Origin of the sequence: Lysobacter sp. TAF61 (assembly GCF_052113485.1) — a bacterium.
Lineage (GTDB): Bacteria > Pseudomonadota > Gammaproteobacteria > Xanthomonadales > Xanthomonadaceae > Lysobacter_J.
The window spans coordinates 380167-395750 of the sequence record NZ_JBFRDH010000003.1; the positions used below are offsets into that span (position 1 = coordinate 380167).

Below are 15584 nucleotides of genomic sequence, written 5' to 3' on the forward strand. Positions count from 1 at the left end.
AATTACAGTGCGGGGCGTGCGACGCGCATGCCGCGAAGACCGCTCAGGACCAGGGAGTCACCGGACAGGGCAATGCCGGTGCAGGGCATGGCTGCCTTCAAGGGAAGGGGCCGGAAGTGGGCGCCGTCGTCGTCGCTCAGCAGCACCTCACCCGACATCGAACACAGCAGCAGGCGGCCGTCCGGCATGACCTGGCCGGCCGTGATCGAAGCGGTGGTGCCGGTGACGACAGGCTCCCAGTTCTGGCCGTCGTCGACGGAGCGATAGGCCGTGCCGCGAAGGCCGTAAGCAAGGACCAGGCCGGGCCGGGTCAGCACGCCGAAATAACTTCCTTCGTACGGTGTCTGCAGCTTGCTGAAGCGGCCGGTCGCCGGATCCAGGCGCAGCGCGAGGCCAAGCTCGCCCACGATGTACACGCTGTTGCCGCCACGGCCGTCACTGCCGCCGCGGATGCCATACAGATGGTAGAAGCGGTCGTTCTGCGTGCGCTCGACCCAGGGTTGCCAGGTCTTGCCGCCATCGCCGGTGTGGAAGATCAGGTTGTAGGCGCCAACGACGAAACCTTCGTTCTCGTTGGCGAACCAGACATCCAGAAACGGCCGGCTCGGGCCCTCGGCGGCGGCGCGTTCGGCTTCGGCTTTCAGCGCCTCCAGCGCGGCCGGATCGGTATCGGTATCGGTATTGGCGGGCAGGCCCTGGACATGTGCGAGCACGAGCGCATTGGCGCGGCGTCCGTCGAGCTGGACCTCCCAGGAACTGCCGCCATCGCGGCTGTGCAGGACGATGCCGTCGTGGCCGACGGCCCAGCCTTCGCGCGCGTTGGCGAACTGCAGCGCGGTCAGGTCGGTGCTGACCGGCACCTTTGCCTGCTGCCACGACTTTCCCTGATCGTCGGAGTAGACGATGTGGCCGCGCGCGCCGGCGGCAACCAGGCGCTTGCCGGCAACGGCAGTGGCCTGCAGCACGCGCTGGGATGCCAATGGACTGGCAGCGGCGGGCTGGTCGAGGACGTCGGTGAAGGTCGTGCCGGGCGCCGTCATTGCGACGGCCGCGACGAACAGCATCGCCAGTCCGGACAGGACCGCGAGGCGTGGGCGAAGGTGGTGGTGATTCATCTTGGTTTCGTTCTGCGACAGGAGCAACCTGGAGACCGGTCCACCGGCGACGCGTGCGCCGCCGGTGGACTGTCCGTCAGGGTTCAGCGGATGCCGGCACCGGCCAGCGCATCGGGCGACCACTGGTTCACCGGCAGCGGCTGGGTGTAGTGGATGCCGTCGTACGGGCCCATCAGGAAGCTGATGTTGTAGACGCCCGAGGTCAGGTCGTAGAACACCTGCGTTTCGGCGTTGGGCGTCTTGGCGTCGTAGCTGGGCGACATGTGCGCGAACGATGCACGGTACAGGCGACCGTTGGCGTCGTACTGGTCGGCGGCCAGCGCGGTCCAGCTGTCCTCATCGAGATAGAACGTGCGCTTGGCGTAGATGTGGCGCTTGCCCGGCTTCAGCGTCGCTTCCACGACCCAGACGCGGTGCAGCTCCCATCGCACCAGGTCGGGATTGACGAACTGCGGCGTCGTCACTTCGGCGGCCTTGTTGTGGTAGGTCAGCCGGTAGGTGTTGTACGGAACCAGCATCTCCTTCTTGCCGACGAGCTTGAAGTCGTAACGGTCCATGGAGCCGTTGAAGATCCATGCATCGTCATAGGTGGCCGAGCCGGCGGTACCCGGGTTGGGCGTGTCGTACGAGATGTCCGGTGCGAGCTTCACGCGACGCTGGCCTGGCAGGTACAGCCAGGCGCGGCGCGGGCGCTTGAACGGATTGACCACGTCCACTGCCATCAGCGCTTCGCCGGCGCGGCGCGCCGGCGCGGTGTAGGCGATCTTGGTGCGGAAGTAGACGTCGGTTTCCTCGGCCGGCTTGGTCGCCGCCGGGTCGTAGTAGGGATACTCGACGACGAGCTTGCCGCTGGTCGCCAGCGCCGGCGTGCCGGACGAGTCCACGTTCCAGTTGTCGTACTTGAAGTTGCTGGCCACGCCGACGTAGCGCAGCAGGTGGTTCCACATCGCTTCAAAGCCGCTCTTGGGAATCGGGAACGGATAGCCGCCGATCGCGCCGGAGATGCCCAGGCCGCCGTCCTTGGTGCTGGCGCGGGTCGCGTTTGCAGCGGTGTTGTCGAGCACGCGGTCAGGCAGCGCGACAGTGCGATGGGTCGGGTACACATCGATGCGGTACTTCGGGTACTTCTTCAGCAGTGCCTTGGCGCCAACGGTCAGCTGGTCGTCGTACTGCGCCATGTTCTTGGCGGTGATGGTCACGCGCGGCTTTTCGCTGGCGAACGGATCAGGGCGGATCGAGCTGCCCGGCTTGAAGCCGGCCGGTGCCGTGGTCAGGCCACCGGTATAGGCCGGGATCGTGCCGTCGGCGTTGGCGCCGGTTTCCGCGCCGACGCGGGTGAGGCGAGTGCCAAGCAGCTTCGCCTCGTCCGCGCTGACGGCCGCCTGCGCGGAGCCGAGGGTGGCCAGCAGTGCGCCGGCCAGGACTGTCTTCGTGAAATTCATGGTGTGTTCCCTGCGGATGTCTGAGGTGCTGTCAAAGGGTGGTCTTGAAGGTGAAGACCACGAAGCCGCGATCCGTCAGCAGCGAGTTCGCGCCGCCATACGAGGTGATGGCGTTGGCGGGATTGGTGGTGGCATCGCCAAGGAAGTCGACGTACTTGAGGTCGAAGCGATACTTGGAGTGCAGGTCGACGGCCACGCCGACCGAGTAGCTGCCGGCGCCCTCGTTGCCACCCAGCAGGACGGCGGAGTTGCCGCTGAGGCCCTGCGACCAGGTGATCGGAAGCGACAGGTCGGCGCCCGGGAACATCTGGTACTTGGTCGGCGTGAAGTTGACCGCCAGGCCGTAGAAGTCCTTGGTGACCTTGTCTTCCGGCGTGACCGGCGTGCCGTCGGAACCGATCACGGTGTAGTTGCTGCGGCCCTTGAAGACGGCGGCGTTTTGCGTGACCTCGCTCCAGTGGTTCCAGACCAGCTCAACGATCAGGTTTGCCGAATCCCATACCGGCGACTCGGCGAAGCTCGCAAAGCCGTTGAGGACCCCGTGCCAGGTGTTGCCGCGCGCACCGCCGCTGTCGCCTTGCGCAGGCGGAGCAAACAGGCTGCCCGCCGGCAGGGCCGACGCAAACGGTGCAAACGACGCCGGCAGCACGCTGACGGTATCGCTGAGCAGCGGCATGTTCTCGCGGTAGTTCAGGTCCGCGCCAACGCTGACACCCCACAGGTTCTTCGACAGGCTCAGGCCGTAGATCTTGATGTCGTCTGCGTAAGCGGCGGCATAGCGACCGATGGTGCCGCCGACGACCTCCGGCACGGTGGCTGCGGAAGGATTGATGTAGCAGGTGGTCGAGGTCGGCGGGCCCAGCGGCGTGGCGCCCAGCGCGCGGCACAGGCCCGGAGGCGTGGCCGGTCGTACCGCCGGGGTTGCGTTGCCCTGCGGCAGGATGTCGGCGGTGACGCGGTAGTAGGCCCCCAGCGTGCCGTCGAGCCACTGCGGGCTCCAGCGCGCCGACAGGCCCCAGTCGCCGTGCTTGTCCGGGTCGCTGTCTTCGCCGCGCACCAGGCGGTTCACGCCCAAGGGGTTGGCCGCGCTCACCGCCGCCGGTCCGAAGATGAACGACTCGCCGCCGCGCAACAGGTGGTCGTTGAAGCCCAGGAACGCACCCGCCTCGGGGATGCGTGCCTGTTCCCAGTCGAAGAAGTACTGGCCGGCGAAGGAGAGTTCCGGCGTCGGCTGCGCCTGGAACGACAGGGCTTCGCGCGGCAGGAACAGTTCCTTGGCCTCGGTGCCCGGCACCGAGAACAGCTTGCCCAGGTCGAGCGCCGACTGGCCGTAGCTCAGGCTGTGCACCGGATTGAGCATGGCCTCGCCCCAGAACACCGTGTGGCGGCCGAGCTTGACGTTGACCGGCATCGAGCCGACGTCGAACTTGCCGAAAACGAAGGCGTCGAGAATCTCGCCCGACGGCCCGTGGAAGTAGCGGTCGGTTTCGTCGCTCAGGCCGATGGCCGCGCGGCCGTCACGCATGTGGTTGGACGAGACGAGGTGGTTGTTGTCGAGGTTTTCATACGCCAGGTCGTACCAGCCGGCGGCGCTGACGCGGAAGCCGAGCCGGTCCTGGTAGATGAAGTCGAACTCGCTCAGCAGGTCCAGGCGCTCCGACACCAGGCCGGTATCGAAATTGCGGTCGCCGTCGTCGTAGTTCGGGCTGTTGAGGATCGCCGCGTCCTGGTTCTCGACACGGTTGGCCAGGTTGAAGCGGATGGTGTTGTCCCAACGCAGGACGACGTCCGGATTGCCGGTGTTGATCTCCACGGCGCCGGCCGTGCCGGTGGCCGCAAGCGCCGCCGTGATCATGGCGCTGAGCAGGCGCCTGGGCGCCTTCGATACTGCCTTGTTCGTGTTCAATGACTTCACTGCACCCCGCCCCCGTGGTTGTGTTCGAAAGTCCTCCGGGCCGACCGTTCTTTCGCGGCGGCAACCGAATGGAGCGTCCGACTATAGGGAGGCGGAGGGGGGCAGATTTTTACAAACGGCGTCAGCGACTTGTCATTTCATGACAAGGCCTTCGGACCGTTTTCATGAACAGCGGCGATGTCACATTCACGTGACACGCGTTCTGCGGCAAAGGCAAAGGCCAGCTTGGGAGGAAGGCCCGGTCCCGGTTCATGTCCGCGATTGCGCCCGGACTGGGCTGGATCGAGCTGCTGTGGAGGCCCCCGGGTCAGCCTTCCGCGAACAGTGCGTTGATCGCGCCATAGCCCATGGCGTCGTCCGACGCGGTGGCACGACCGCTCTGGAGGAACGCCCGCGCGCCGGCGCGCGTATGCGCAAAGGCCTCTTCCGACAGGTTGGAGCCGGCGCTCAGTCGGCGCACGCCGAGCGTTTCCAGCGTGGCCGTGTCGGGCAGGTTGGGGCGAAGCATCACGTTCAGGGGAAGTCCCGCCTGCGATGCGATGGCTTCGATCTCCGCCGCTTCGGTGAGCCCGGGTACGAACAGGCCATCGGCGCCGGCGGCGCGGTACAGCGCGGCGCGGGCAAGGGTGGGGGCAACCCGCTGGCCTGCGGGCGCAAGGCCACGCAGGTAGACGTCGGTGCGGGCATTGATGAAGACCTCCAGGCCGCGCTGCGCGCACTCGCGCTTGATGCGCTCGATCTTTGCGCAGAGCAGCTCCGGCGTGCCGGCACCGTCCTCGAGATTGATGCCCACCGCGCCAATCTCCGCCAGTCGCACGACGTTGTCGGCGACCGTTGCCGGATCATCGCAATAGCCGCCTTCAACGTCGACACTCAGCGGTACTGCGATCACGCGCGCTATCGACGCCGCAGACGCGACCAGCTGCCCGATGGGCAACTGGTCGCCGTCTGCATAGCCATGCGCCCAGGCGACGCCGGCGCTGGTGGTGGCGATGGCTTTCGCGCCCAGGCTCTCGATCAGGCGCGCGCTTCCGGCATCCCAGGCATTGGCCAGCAAGAGCAGGCCCTGTGCATGCAGCTGGCGGAACCGGGTTGCTTGCGGAGTGCTGCTCGACATGGCGTTTCTCACGAAGTCATTGGGGGGAGAGGCGAAGCGTTGCACGGGCGACGCTGGCTTACTGGCCGCTTCCGGACGTCTTCGCCGGCGCGGAGGAGGCATCCCAACTGCGCAGTGCCTGTTCGACGGCGTCGACGCCACGAATGGCAGCGGCTGCATCCACCTGGTCGATGGTGTCGGCGTCGCTGTGGATGACCGTCATTACCTTGGCTGGAGCGGAAGGCTTCTTGCCGGCGTAAGCCTCCAGCACGAGCTTGACCTCGTCGGCGCCAACCAGCGAATACGAGACGGCCGGCCAACCGGCGCGGATGAAGGGCAGGTGGTCGGTGGGCGGGTACTGTTCGCCGGGCGAGAATCCGATGCCCACGGCCCTGGTCGCGGCGCGGCTGCTGTCGACCAGTGCGGACTGGCCCTGCGCGGGCGCCATCATCCACAGCGTGTCGCCCCAACCGAAGACGTCGAAGTTCACGTAGAGGGCGGGCCTGGTCTTGCCGTCGGTGACGAACGCCTTGGAGCCCAGCAGCCCGGCTTCCTCGAGGTCCCAGAATGCGATTGCCACCCGGTGATGTTGCAGCGGCTGGGCTTGCAGGCGTCGTGCGAGGGCAAGCACCGTTCCGCTGCCGGAGGCGTTGTCGGTGGCGCCCTTGCCCTTTTCGACGCGGTCGGAATGCGCGCCGATCAGCAGCAGCGGCGCGCCTTCGGGGCCGCCGACATCGGCGATCAGGTTCTCGCCCTGTCGCTTGCCGTCTTGGAATGTCGCCTTGTGCCAGGTGATGCCCATCGCGTCCATGCGCTGCGCGATCACTGCACGGCGCTGCGCATTCTCGCCGGCGTCGGAAATCGCACGAACGTCGCCCAGCCACTGTGCTGCCTGCGAGCTGGCGGCAACTGCCGCGTTGGCATCGGCATTCGGACGCGTGGCCTCGGTTGTCGGCGCGCATGCGGCAACGAGGAGCGCGGCAATAGCAGTGGTGACTAGACGCATTGGTCGAATCCTTGTCGGGAAAACCCGCAGTGTGCCCAAGCGCGCTGCAAGTGCAATGGTCCATTGGTCCTGACCGGGTTGCGCCCCCCTCAGGTGGCGCGTAGCCTCGGGCCCCTGCGAGAACTGCCGGGAGAAAAGGATGACGATCCGAGTTTTCATCGTGGACGACCATGCGCTGGTCAGGACGGGCATGCGCATGATCCTGTCGGTCGAGACCGACATGGATGTGGTGGGGGATGTGGAGAGCGGCGAGATCGCCTTGCCGATGATCCGCAAACTGAAACCCGACGTGGTCCTGTGCGATCTGCACCTGCCGGGCCTGAGTGGCCTGGAGGTCACCGAGCGTGTGGTGCGAGGCGATCACGGCACGCGCGTGATCATCGTGTCCGTTCTCGAGGACGGCCCCATGCCCAAGCGCCTGCTCGAAGCCGGTGCGTCGGGCTACGTGGGCAAGGGTGGCGACGCCAGCGAACTGGTGCGCGCGGTGCGTGACGTGTCGCGCGGCAAGCGTTACCTCGCCAGCAGCATTGCCCAGAACCTGGCGTTGTCCGGGATCACCGGCGACTCGTCGCCCTTTGACGAACTGTCGCCACGCGAACTGGAAGTGGCGCTGCTGCTGGTGCAGGGGTTGCGCCAGGACGACATCGCCAAGCGACTGAGCCTGAGCGCGAAGACGGTCAACACGCACAAGGCGCGCCTGTTCGAGAAGCTCGATATCAACGACAGCATCGCGCTGGCACGCATGGCCAGTCGCTACGGCCTGGTCGATCCGGTCAAGGCGCTGTAGCCGAAAAAGAAACTGGCCGCCAATGGCGGCCAGTTCTTTCATCGCGTTGGATCGACGGAAGGCTGCCTGTCAGGCGTGGCCTTCCTCGTGCCTGGGCTGCGCGTCGCGCTTGTCTGCCTCGTGGGCGATGACATCGTGCGTGGACTCGGCAGCTTCCTGTGCGGGAGTGGTCTGCTCGGCCACGGCCTGCTCGTTGGCATCGGCGCCGGCAACTGCGGCATCGGCGGCAGCTGCCACCGGCTCCGCTTCGACCGGCGCGATGCCTTCCTGCGGCAGCGCGTCAAACAGACCGGCCGTGCGCGGGATGTCGGCCACCGGCGCAACCGGAGCGACCGGACGCGAATCGGTGATCAGCACTTCGTCGATGCGTTCCGACTTCGATACATCCTGCTGCGCATCGTCTTCGGCGGTGGGCGCTTCCTGCTGCGCTTCAGGCCGCACGTCAGGCTGCTTCTCGACGACGGGCGCCTCGACCACGGCCGGCGGCTCGACGGCCACCGGTTCCTGCACCGTTTCGGCCACGACAGCCTGCGGCTCGACGACGGCCACCGGAGTCACGGCGACTTCCTCGTGCTGCGGCGCGGCCGCTGCGATTTCGGCAGCCGGGGCAACAGGCTCTGCAACCGCGACGGGCTCGGCAACCGCGACAGGCGCAGCAACCGGCTCGACCTTCACCACTTCCTCGGCGGCGGCTGCAACCGCGATGACCGGTGCCGCGGCGGCGACTGCCGCAACGGCGACCGCTGCCGGAGCCGCGGGCGCGGGCTTGGCCGACGGCATGGCGCCATCGCTCTCGTCGTCGAAGTCGAACTCGGGCTGCGAACGGTTCGCGGCCACTGCCGGCGTCGGAGCATGCTCGCTGCCGGCCTCGTCTTCGTCATCGAGCAGATGGTCATCCTGCAGACCGGTTTCATCACCGCCTGCAGCACCTTCACCGGCGCCACCACGACGACGGCGACGACCGCCACGACGACCGCGACGACGACGACCGCTGCCTTCACCCGCAGCTTCTGCGGTGGCGGCGTTCTCGCCCGGGTTGGTCACGCTTTCGGCCATTTCGACCTGTGAAGCTTCGGCCGCTTCGCCTGCGACCACGGCGGCAACGGCCACCGGTGCTGCTGCGGTGAGGATGGCGGCGTCTGCCACCGGCGCTGCGTCGGGCTTGGCTACCGGCTGCCTGGGCTCACGCGGCGGACGCGGAGCGGTTTCGCCCTGTGCCTGCTGCTGGGCCTGCGCCTGCTGGCGCTCGTCGGACTGCGGCTTGGGCTGCCTGGGCTGTTGCGGCTGCTTGGGCTGCTGCGGCTGTTGCTGCTTGGCCTGCTGCGACTGCTTGGCCTGGTTGGGCTGACCGCCCTGGGCCTGCTGCTTTTCGCGGCGCTGTTCGTCACGGCGCGGCTCATCGCGGCGTGCCTCGTCGCGACGCGGCTGCTCGTCACGGCGACCGTCGCGGCCACCGGCCTTGCCGTTGCGACCATCGCGGCGCTGCGCGTTGCGATCGTTGCGCTCGTTGCGACCACGTCCGTCCTGCGGACGTGCTGCCGGGGCCGTCTGTGCCGCAACCGGCTGGGTGCCGCGGAAGAAGCGCAGGATGCGTTCGACCACGCCCACCGAGTGGGTCGGCGTCGCCACGACCGGCGCCGGCGCAGGGGCCTGCTCGATCGCCTGCTCACGCGGCTCGCGCAGCGGTGCCGGCTGGGCCGGCTTGACGTTGGTCACCGCCGGGGTCGGCGGGATGTTGAGGTGGGCCTTGGTCAGCGCGTGCGTGGGCAGCTTGCGCGGCGTGCCACGCTGGTAGCTGGGCTTGCTCGATTCCTCGCCCAGCTCGTTCTCGCGGATGCGCGTGACTTCGTAGTGCGGGGTGTGCAGCTGCTCATCGGCGACGATCAGGATCGGCGCGTCATGGCGCTTCTCGATCTCGCTCAGGGCGCGGCGCTTCTCGTTGAGCAGGTAGTTGGCGATTTCGGTCGGAGCCTGCACCAGCACCTGGCCGGTGTTCTCCTTCATCGCGTGCTCTTCGGCCAGGCGCAGGATCGACAGCGACAGCGACTCGACGCTGCGCATGCGGCCGTGGCCTTCGCAACGCGGGCAGACGATCTGGCTGGATTCGCCCAGCGACGGACGCAGGCGCTGGCGGCTCAGCTCGAGCAGGCCGAAGCGCGAAATGCGGCCGATCTGCACGCGCGCACGGTCCTGCTTGAGGGCGTGGGCGAGACGGTTCTCGACGTCGCGCTGGTGCTTGTTCGACGACATGTCGATGAAGTCGATCACCACCAGGCCGCCGAGGTCGCGCAGGCGCATCTGGCGGGCAACTTCCTCAGCCGCTTCCAGGTTGGTGTTGAACGCGGTCTCTTCGATGTCGCCGCCCTTGGTGGCGCGGGCCGAGTTGACGTCGACCGCGGTCAGGGCCTCGGTCTGGTCGATCACCAGCGCGCCGCCGGACGGCAGGCGCACTTCGCGTTCGTACGCGTTCTCGATCTGCGATTCGATCTGGAAGCGGTTGAACAGCGGGGTGTCGTCGGTGTAGTGCTTGAGCTTGCGCAGGTTGTGCGGCATCACCTGCTCGACGAAGTCGCGCGCCTCGGAATACATCTCCGGCGTGTCGACCAGGATCTCGCCGATGTCCGGGCGCATGTAGTCGCGCAGGGCACGGATGATCAGGCGCGATTCCTGGTACAGCAGGAACGGAGCCGGCTTGGTCAGCGCGGCCTCGGCAATGGCCTTCCAGACCTGCAACAGGTAATCGAGGTCCCACTGCAGCTCTTCGGCATCGCGGCCGACGCCGGCGGTGCGGATGATGACGCCCATGTCGTCGGGGATCTCGAGGCTGTCCATGGCCTGCTTGAGCGCGGCGCGGTCGTCACCCTCGATCCGGCGCGAGACGCCGCCGGCGGTGGGCGAGTTGGGCATCAGCACCATGTAGCGGCCGGCCAGCGAGATGAACGTGGTCAGGGCAGCGCCCTTGTTGCCACGCTCTTCCTTGTCGACCTGGACCACGACTTCCTGGCCTTCGCGCAGCAGTTCGCGCAGGCCGGCCTTGTTGTGGTCGACGCCAGCCTGGAAGTAATCGCGGGAAATCTCCTTCAGCGGCAGAAAGCCGTGACGCTCGCCGCCGTATTCGACGAAGGCCGCTTCGAGGGAGGGTTCGAGCCGGGTGATGCGGCCCTTGTAGATATTGGACTTCTTCTGTTCTTTCGCCGGTTGTTCGATATCGATGTCATACAGCGTCTGGCCATCGACGGTGGCGACGCGCAGTTCTTCTGCCTGCGTCGCATTGATCAGCATTCGCTTCATTGTTGCGTTCCTCGCGCGCTCCTGCGCGTGGTCGGCGCAGGACGCATGCGTCCTGCAGCCGCGGAACGCCGTGGGCGTTTCGCCTCTGGATACCGCAAGCCTGCCTCTGCCAGGGCATGACCCGGGCGCGGCGGCTTCTAGTTTTCCAGCGCTACGACACCACGGCACGCCGCGGGAGCGCTTGTTACTTTTCCTGACAGCTAGGGCCGGCGGCGCGAACGCCGCACGGGACGTGTTCATCACAGGTGGTTTGACCCACCGGGCGGGAACCGGTTCCGCCGGACCATCGCTGCTAACATGGCTACCCCGGGGGCAGTGGTTAGACGCGGACCGGAATCGCAGGACAGGGGCTTTCGGCCTTTTAGTGCAAGTTCCTGCGCGAAATCAAAACCTTATCTCGCGTCGCGAGTGTATCAGATAACCCTCCCCGGATGACCCATTCAGCTTCCTCCAACCCCGGCCCGGCGCCTCGCCAGGACGTCAGCCAGGTTCGTACCGTCCGCGTCCCGGACGATCGGGCAGGGCAACGCCTGGATAATTTCCTGCTCGGACAGCTCAAGGGCGCCCCGAGATCGCTGGTTTACAAGCTGGTCCGGTCCGGCCAGGTCCGGGTCAACGGCGGCCGCGCCAAGGCCGAGCGCAAGCTCGAGGCAGGCGACGAGGTCCGGATTCCACCGGTTCGTCTCAGCGAAGAGGGCGACAGGCCGACGCCTCCGAAGGGGCTGCTCGATGCCCTGGAAGCGGCGATCGTCTTCGAGGACGCCCGCCTGCTGGCCCTCAACAAGCCCTCGGGCTTGGCCAGCCATGGCGGCAGCGGCATCAGCCACGGCGCCATCGAATCCCTGCGCGCCCTGCGCCCGAACCAGAGCCTGGAGCTCGTCCATCGCCTGGACCGGGACACCTCGGGTCTGCTGGTCGTGGCCAAGAAGCGCTCGGCCCTGACCGAACTGCAGGCGCTGATGCGCGAGGACCGCGATTACGACGGCATCGGCATCCGCAAGCGCTACCTGGCGCTGCTGACCGGGCGCATGCCCGACGGCGTGATGACGGTGGATGCGCCGTTGCATGTCGGCCTGCGCCAGGGCGGCGAGCGCCATGTCCAGGTCAATCCGGCCGGCAAGGCGTCATTGAGTCACTTCAAGGTGCTGGAGCGCCGCGGCGGGCAATCCTATTGCGAGGTGCGGATCGAAACCGGCCGCACCCACCAGATCCGCGTCCATGCCCAGCATATCGGTCACGCCATCGCCGGCGACGACAAGTACGGCGATGCCGAGGTCAACAAGCGCCTGCGCGATCAGGTCGGGCTGAAGCGGATGTTCCTGCACGCCTCGACGCTGGAGTTCTCGCTCGACAACGGCAAGACGCCCTACCTGCTCAATGCGCCGCTGGCGCCAGAACTCATCGACGTGCTGGACCGCCTGGCCTGAGGGCAGGCCTTACTTGCCGCCGCCCCGGCGGCGTTGCTCGTCGAGCACGAAGCACGACTGCGGCCGCACTGCGGGCGGGTGGAAGTTCACCGGTACCTGCAGCTTCGTCGTCTGCGCGACACCGCCGCGGGTGGCGGGTTTGAAGGTCCAGCTGCGCACGCCTTCCTGCGCGGCCTTGTCCAGCGGCGCCAGGCCGCTGCTGCGGAACACCTCGGCCGAAGCGGCCTTGCCGTCCGGCCCGACGGTCAGCAGCAACACCACCTTGCCACCGACGTTGTCGCACAGGAGTTCTTCGGGATAGTCGGGCGGCGGCGTGTTGACCGCCAGCAACTCCGTCGGTGCAATCGCTGCCGGCGCCGGTGCGTCCGGCGCCTTGTTGCAGGCGCCGAGCAGCAAGGGCAGGGCAGCAGCGGTCAGTACCGCTGCGGTCAGTACCGCGGACGGGTAGCGAGGGAGCATGCTCATCTTGTCCATTGCCGACGGCCTCGAATGATGGGGAGTGGACGGGTCGCGATCAGCCGGCCAGGACGTCGGCCTTGGCCGCGCAGATGAAGTCGTTCTCGCTCAGGCCGCCGACATCGTGGGTCGAATAGCGCACGACGCAGCGGTTGTAGTGCACGCCCAGGTCGGGATGGTGGTCCTCGCGATGGGCCATGAAGGCCAGGGCGTTCACGAAGGCCATCGTTTCGTAGTAGTTGCCGAACGGGTAGGTCCTGGTGAGCGCATGGCCGTCTTCGACCAGCTCCCAGCCCGGAACCTCCGGCAGCAGTTCGCGGACGCGCGCTTCGCTGAGCCGGTGTTCGCTGCCACGGCGGGCGAGGCAGTGGGCATGGGCGAGGGGGACGAGGTCGTTCATCGGCAAGGATTCCTTTACGCTGGGCCCGCCGACTGAACGGATGCCATCGTCGGCGGTCATTCCAAGAGGGTGCGCCATCGTGTTGCGCGGACCCCGGTAGAATAGCCCCCATGATCAACATTTCCGAATCCGCCCAGCGCCACTTCCTCAAGCTGATCGAGCGCGAGGCCCTGCCGGGCCTGGGCGTGCGTTTGTCGGCCGTCCACGCCGGCACGCCGCGCGCGGACGTTCGCCTGGAGTTCGCCGAACCGGGCGACCTGCAGGGCGACGAGTGGGCGGTCGACTGCGAAGGCTTCACGGTCTGGCTCGATGCGGCCAGCGTGAAGTTCCTCGATGGCGCCCAGATCGACTACGAAACCCAGGCCACCGGCGGCCAGTTGCAGATCCGCGCACCCAAGATCAAGGGCGAGGAGCCGGCCGAGTCGGCCTCGCTGGTCGAGCGCGTGCACTGGATCGTCGAACACGAGATCAATCCCCAGCTGGCCTCCCACCGCGGCAATGTCGCGGTGCAGGAAGTCACCGCCCAGGGCGTGGTGGTGCTGCGCTTCGGCGGCGGCTGCCACGGCTGCGGCATGGCCGACGTGACCTTGAAGCAGGGCATCGAGAAGACACTGATGACGAAAGTGCCGGGTGTTACCGCGGTGCGTGACGCCACCGATCACGAGACCGGCGACGCGCCTTACATCCCCCGCGATTCGGCGGCCTGAGCAGGGCGCGGCGACGTAGATGTTCTCCGCCGCCGACCTGATCCACGCGCTGCAGCGACGGCTGCAGCTGGTATCGCCGCACCTGCGGCGACCGCCTGGTGAGTTTCCCGCGGGCTGGCAGGCCTGGTTCGAGAGCATGCGCGAGCGTGCCGGCGCGGTGCAGGGCGCCACGGCGGCGGCCATCGTCGAGGTCTTCCTCACCCGGCCGCTGGCCGTTCCGCCGCCCAGGCGCATCGGCGACCTGACCCGCTGGCAGTCCTTCGCCACGTTGTGGCGACAGGGCTGGCACGGTGACGTGAAGCAGGACCGCGTGGACCGGCGCGTGCACTGGTTCGCCACCGCTTTCACCGTGCTATGGCACGTGTTCTTCAGCGCGATGCTGCTGTATCTGATGTATCTGCGTTTCCTCGCCGTCAACGCGCCTCAACCGCAAGGTGAGGAAGTCGTCATGATCGAGTACGTCGGCAAGGGCACGCCGAAGGAACCCGGTGGCGGCCCCGGCGAACCTGGCGAACAGCCGCAGCAGGCCCCGCAACAGCCGCAGCAGCAAGCCGCTGCCGCGCCGGCACAGCAGCAGCCGCAAGCGCCGGCTGAGTCGGCTGCGCCAACGGCACAATTGAATCCGCCCGCGGTGGCGACGCCGACACCGGCGTTGGATGCACCCATACCCGATGTCGCCCAGCGCGACGTGCCGGAGCCGAAGCTGCCGCCGCCGCAACCGGCGGTCGAGCAGCCCGTGGCCGTCAGTGAGCCCACGCCGAGCGCGCCGAGCGTGTTCGTGTTGCCGCCGACCCGGCGCCGGCCGCCGGAGCCGAACCTGGCGGCGCCGCAGATCAGCGCCGAGACGCCAACCGTGCGCACCGCCGAAGTGGCCGAGCCCGTGCAACCGATCCGCCCGGACATCAAGCCGCGCGACATCGCCGCGCCGGCGATCGAGCAGCGCGAGCGCGAGATCACCGTCCGCGAGGTGCCGGCGCCGCTCGAGCTGCCCAACATGCCGGTGCGCGCCTTGCCGGCACCGCCATTGCCGGTGCCGGAGGTGCGCTCCAGCACGCCGGCGATCCGTACGGCCGAAATTCCGTCGCCGCCCACGCCCACGCCTGCGACGCCTTCGCCTGCACCTGCGGCGGCCGCGCCGGCGGCCGCCAGCGCGGCGACAGCGCCTGCCGCGACCCGGCCCGCCACTTCCGCCACGTCTGGCGGATCCGGCACGGCGCCGGCGGCAGCCAGTTCGGCACCTGGAACCAGCCAGACGCGCCCTTCCACACCTGCGGGCAGCGGCACCCAGCCGGTCGCCGGCGCGGGCGCTGGCCCGAAACCCGCACCCGCCGCGGGAACCTGGTCGACCCCGACACGTGGCGACGACTGGGGCGAGTCGACCCGCAACCGCCCCGGCGGCCAGCGCGGCGAGCAGCCCGGGATCTACAACAGCGATGGCAGCGTGCGGATCGCCGAACCGCCGGGGTCGGCTTCACCCGGCCAGCCGCCGGGCACGATCACCGAGGAGATCAAGGACCTCGATCGCGCCGGCACGTGGCTGCGTCGCAAACCCAACGACTTCGAGCCGACCAGCTTCGACAAGTACTGGGTCCCCAACGAGTCGCTGCTCGCCGAATGGGTGCGCAGGGGCGTGCGCAAGGTCGCCATTCCGATTCCCGGCACGGGCAAGAGCATCGAGTGCGTGATCTCGATGCTGAGCCTGGGCGGCGGCTGCGGCCTGAGCGACCCGAACCTCAACGACCAGCCGGCCGAAGCACGGCCACCGCCGCCCATTCCGTTCAAGCCGGCATTGCAGGAAGACAACGGCTCGGTGAGGCCGTCCGGCGGCTAGGCGCAAGCCGCTCGCCGCTCCCGGCTCCCCAATTGGCACCGTTCGCCCTGAGCGTAGCGCAGCGAAGTCGAAGGGCCAGCCGCCACAACCAATACCCCACAAAAAAGCCCG

Annotated in this window: 12 protein-coding genes; 4 read left to right on the top strand and 8 right to left on the bottom strand. The window is 67.8% G+C overall.

Translation table 11 applies throughout. From position 1 onward, the window contains the following. Window positions 1–2 precede the first annotated feature (2 nt). The 5 genes from AB4Y64_RS09360 to AB4Y64_RS09380 form a co-directional block, all read right to left on the bottom strand. Complete coding sequence (locus AB4Y64_RS09360) at window positions 3–1115, bottom strand: WD40/YVTN/BNR-like repeat-containing protein (RefSeq protein WP_441816172.1); 1113 nt, start codon at window positions 1113–1115, stop codon at window positions 3–5. A gap of 83 nt (window positions 1116–1198) precedes the next feature. Next, window positions 1199–2557: a DUF1329 domain-containing protein gene (locus AB4Y64_RS09365; protein ID WP_441816173.1), complete on the bottom strand. Its 1359-nt coding sequence runs from the start codon at window positions 2555–2557 to the stop codon at window positions 1199–1201. A gap of 31 nt (window positions 2558–2588) precedes the next feature. After that, window positions 2589–4463 carry a DUF1302 domain-containing protein gene (locus tag AB4Y64_RS09370; protein WP_441816174.1) on the bottom strand — a complete coding sequence of 625 codons (1875 nt, stop codon included), beginning with the start codon at window positions 4461–4463 and terminating at the stop codon, window positions 2589–2591. A gap of 316 nt (window positions 4464–4779) precedes the next feature. Further along, entirely contained in the window at window positions 4780–5589 is an 810-nt protein-coding gene (locus tag AB4Y64_RS09375) for an isocitrate lyase/PEP mutase family protein (RefSeq protein WP_441816175.1), read from the bottom strand. 58 nt (window positions 5590–5647) lie between these two features. Next, the gene (locus tag AB4Y64_RS09380; protein WP_441816176.1) at window positions 5648–6766 is read right to left on the bottom strand and encodes a M28 family metallopeptidase; all 1119 of its coding nucleotides are present in this window, start codon (window positions 6764–6766) and stop codon (window positions 5648–5650) included. On the opposite strand from AB4Y64_RS09380, the gene AB4Y64_RS09385 reads away from it, so the two are divergent. Next, entirely contained in the window at window positions 6714–7361 is a 648-nt protein-coding gene (locus AB4Y64_RS09385; protein WP_441816177.1) for a response regulator, read from the top strand. The two genes, AB4Y64_RS09380 and AB4Y64_RS09385, sit on opposite strands and share 53 nt — an antisense overlap. 69 nt (window positions 7362–7430) lie before the next feature. Here the strand turns inward: AB4Y64_RS09385 and AB4Y64_RS09390 are convergent, their stop codons facing one another. Continuing rightward, on the bottom strand, window positions 7431–10643 hold the full coding sequence (locus tag AB4Y64_RS09390) for an Rne/Rng family ribonuclease (protein ID WP_441816337.1): 3213 nt from the start codon (window positions 10641–10643) through the stop codon (window positions 7431–7433). A 440-nt stretch (window positions 10644–11083) separates the two neighbouring features. Here AB4Y64_RS09390 and AB4Y64_RS09395 point away from each other — a divergent pair, with 440 nt between their 5' ends. Beyond that, on the top strand, window positions 11084–12079 hold the full coding sequence (locus tag AB4Y64_RS09395) for an RluA family pseudouridine synthase (protein WP_441816178.1): 996 nt from the start codon (window positions 11084–11086) through the stop codon (window positions 12077–12079). Window positions 12080–12088: 9 nt separating this feature from the next. Here the strand turns inward: AB4Y64_RS09395 and AB4Y64_RS09400 are convergent, their stop codons facing one another. Further along, window positions 12089–12544, bottom strand: a complete 456-nt coding sequence (locus tag AB4Y64_RS09400; RefSeq protein WP_441816179.1) for an energy transducer TonB — start codon at window positions 12542–12544, stop codon at window positions 12089–12091. 49 nt (window positions 12545–12593) lie between these two features. After that, window positions 12594–12935, bottom strand: a complete 342-nt coding sequence (locus AB4Y64_RS09405; RefSeq protein WP_441816180.1) for a 4a-hydroxytetrahydrobiopterin dehydratase — start codon at window positions 12933–12935, stop codon at window positions 12594–12596. A 110-nt stretch (window positions 12936–13045) separates the two neighbouring features. Here AB4Y64_RS09405 and AB4Y64_RS09410 point away from each other — a divergent pair, with 110 nt between their 5' ends. Continuing rightward, window positions 13046–13642, top strand: a complete 597-nt coding sequence (locus AB4Y64_RS09410; protein WP_441816181.1) for an NfuA family Fe-S biogenesis protein — start codon at window positions 13046–13048, stop codon at window positions 13640–13642. 19 nt (window positions 13643–13661) lie between these two features. Beyond that, the gene (locus AB4Y64_RS09415) at window positions 13662–15473 is read left to right on the top strand and encodes a hypothetical protein (protein WP_441816182.1); all 1812 of its coding nucleotides are present in this window, start codon (window positions 13662–13664) and stop codon (window positions 15471–15473) included. The last annotated feature ends 111 nt before the right edge of the window (window positions 15474–15584 follow it).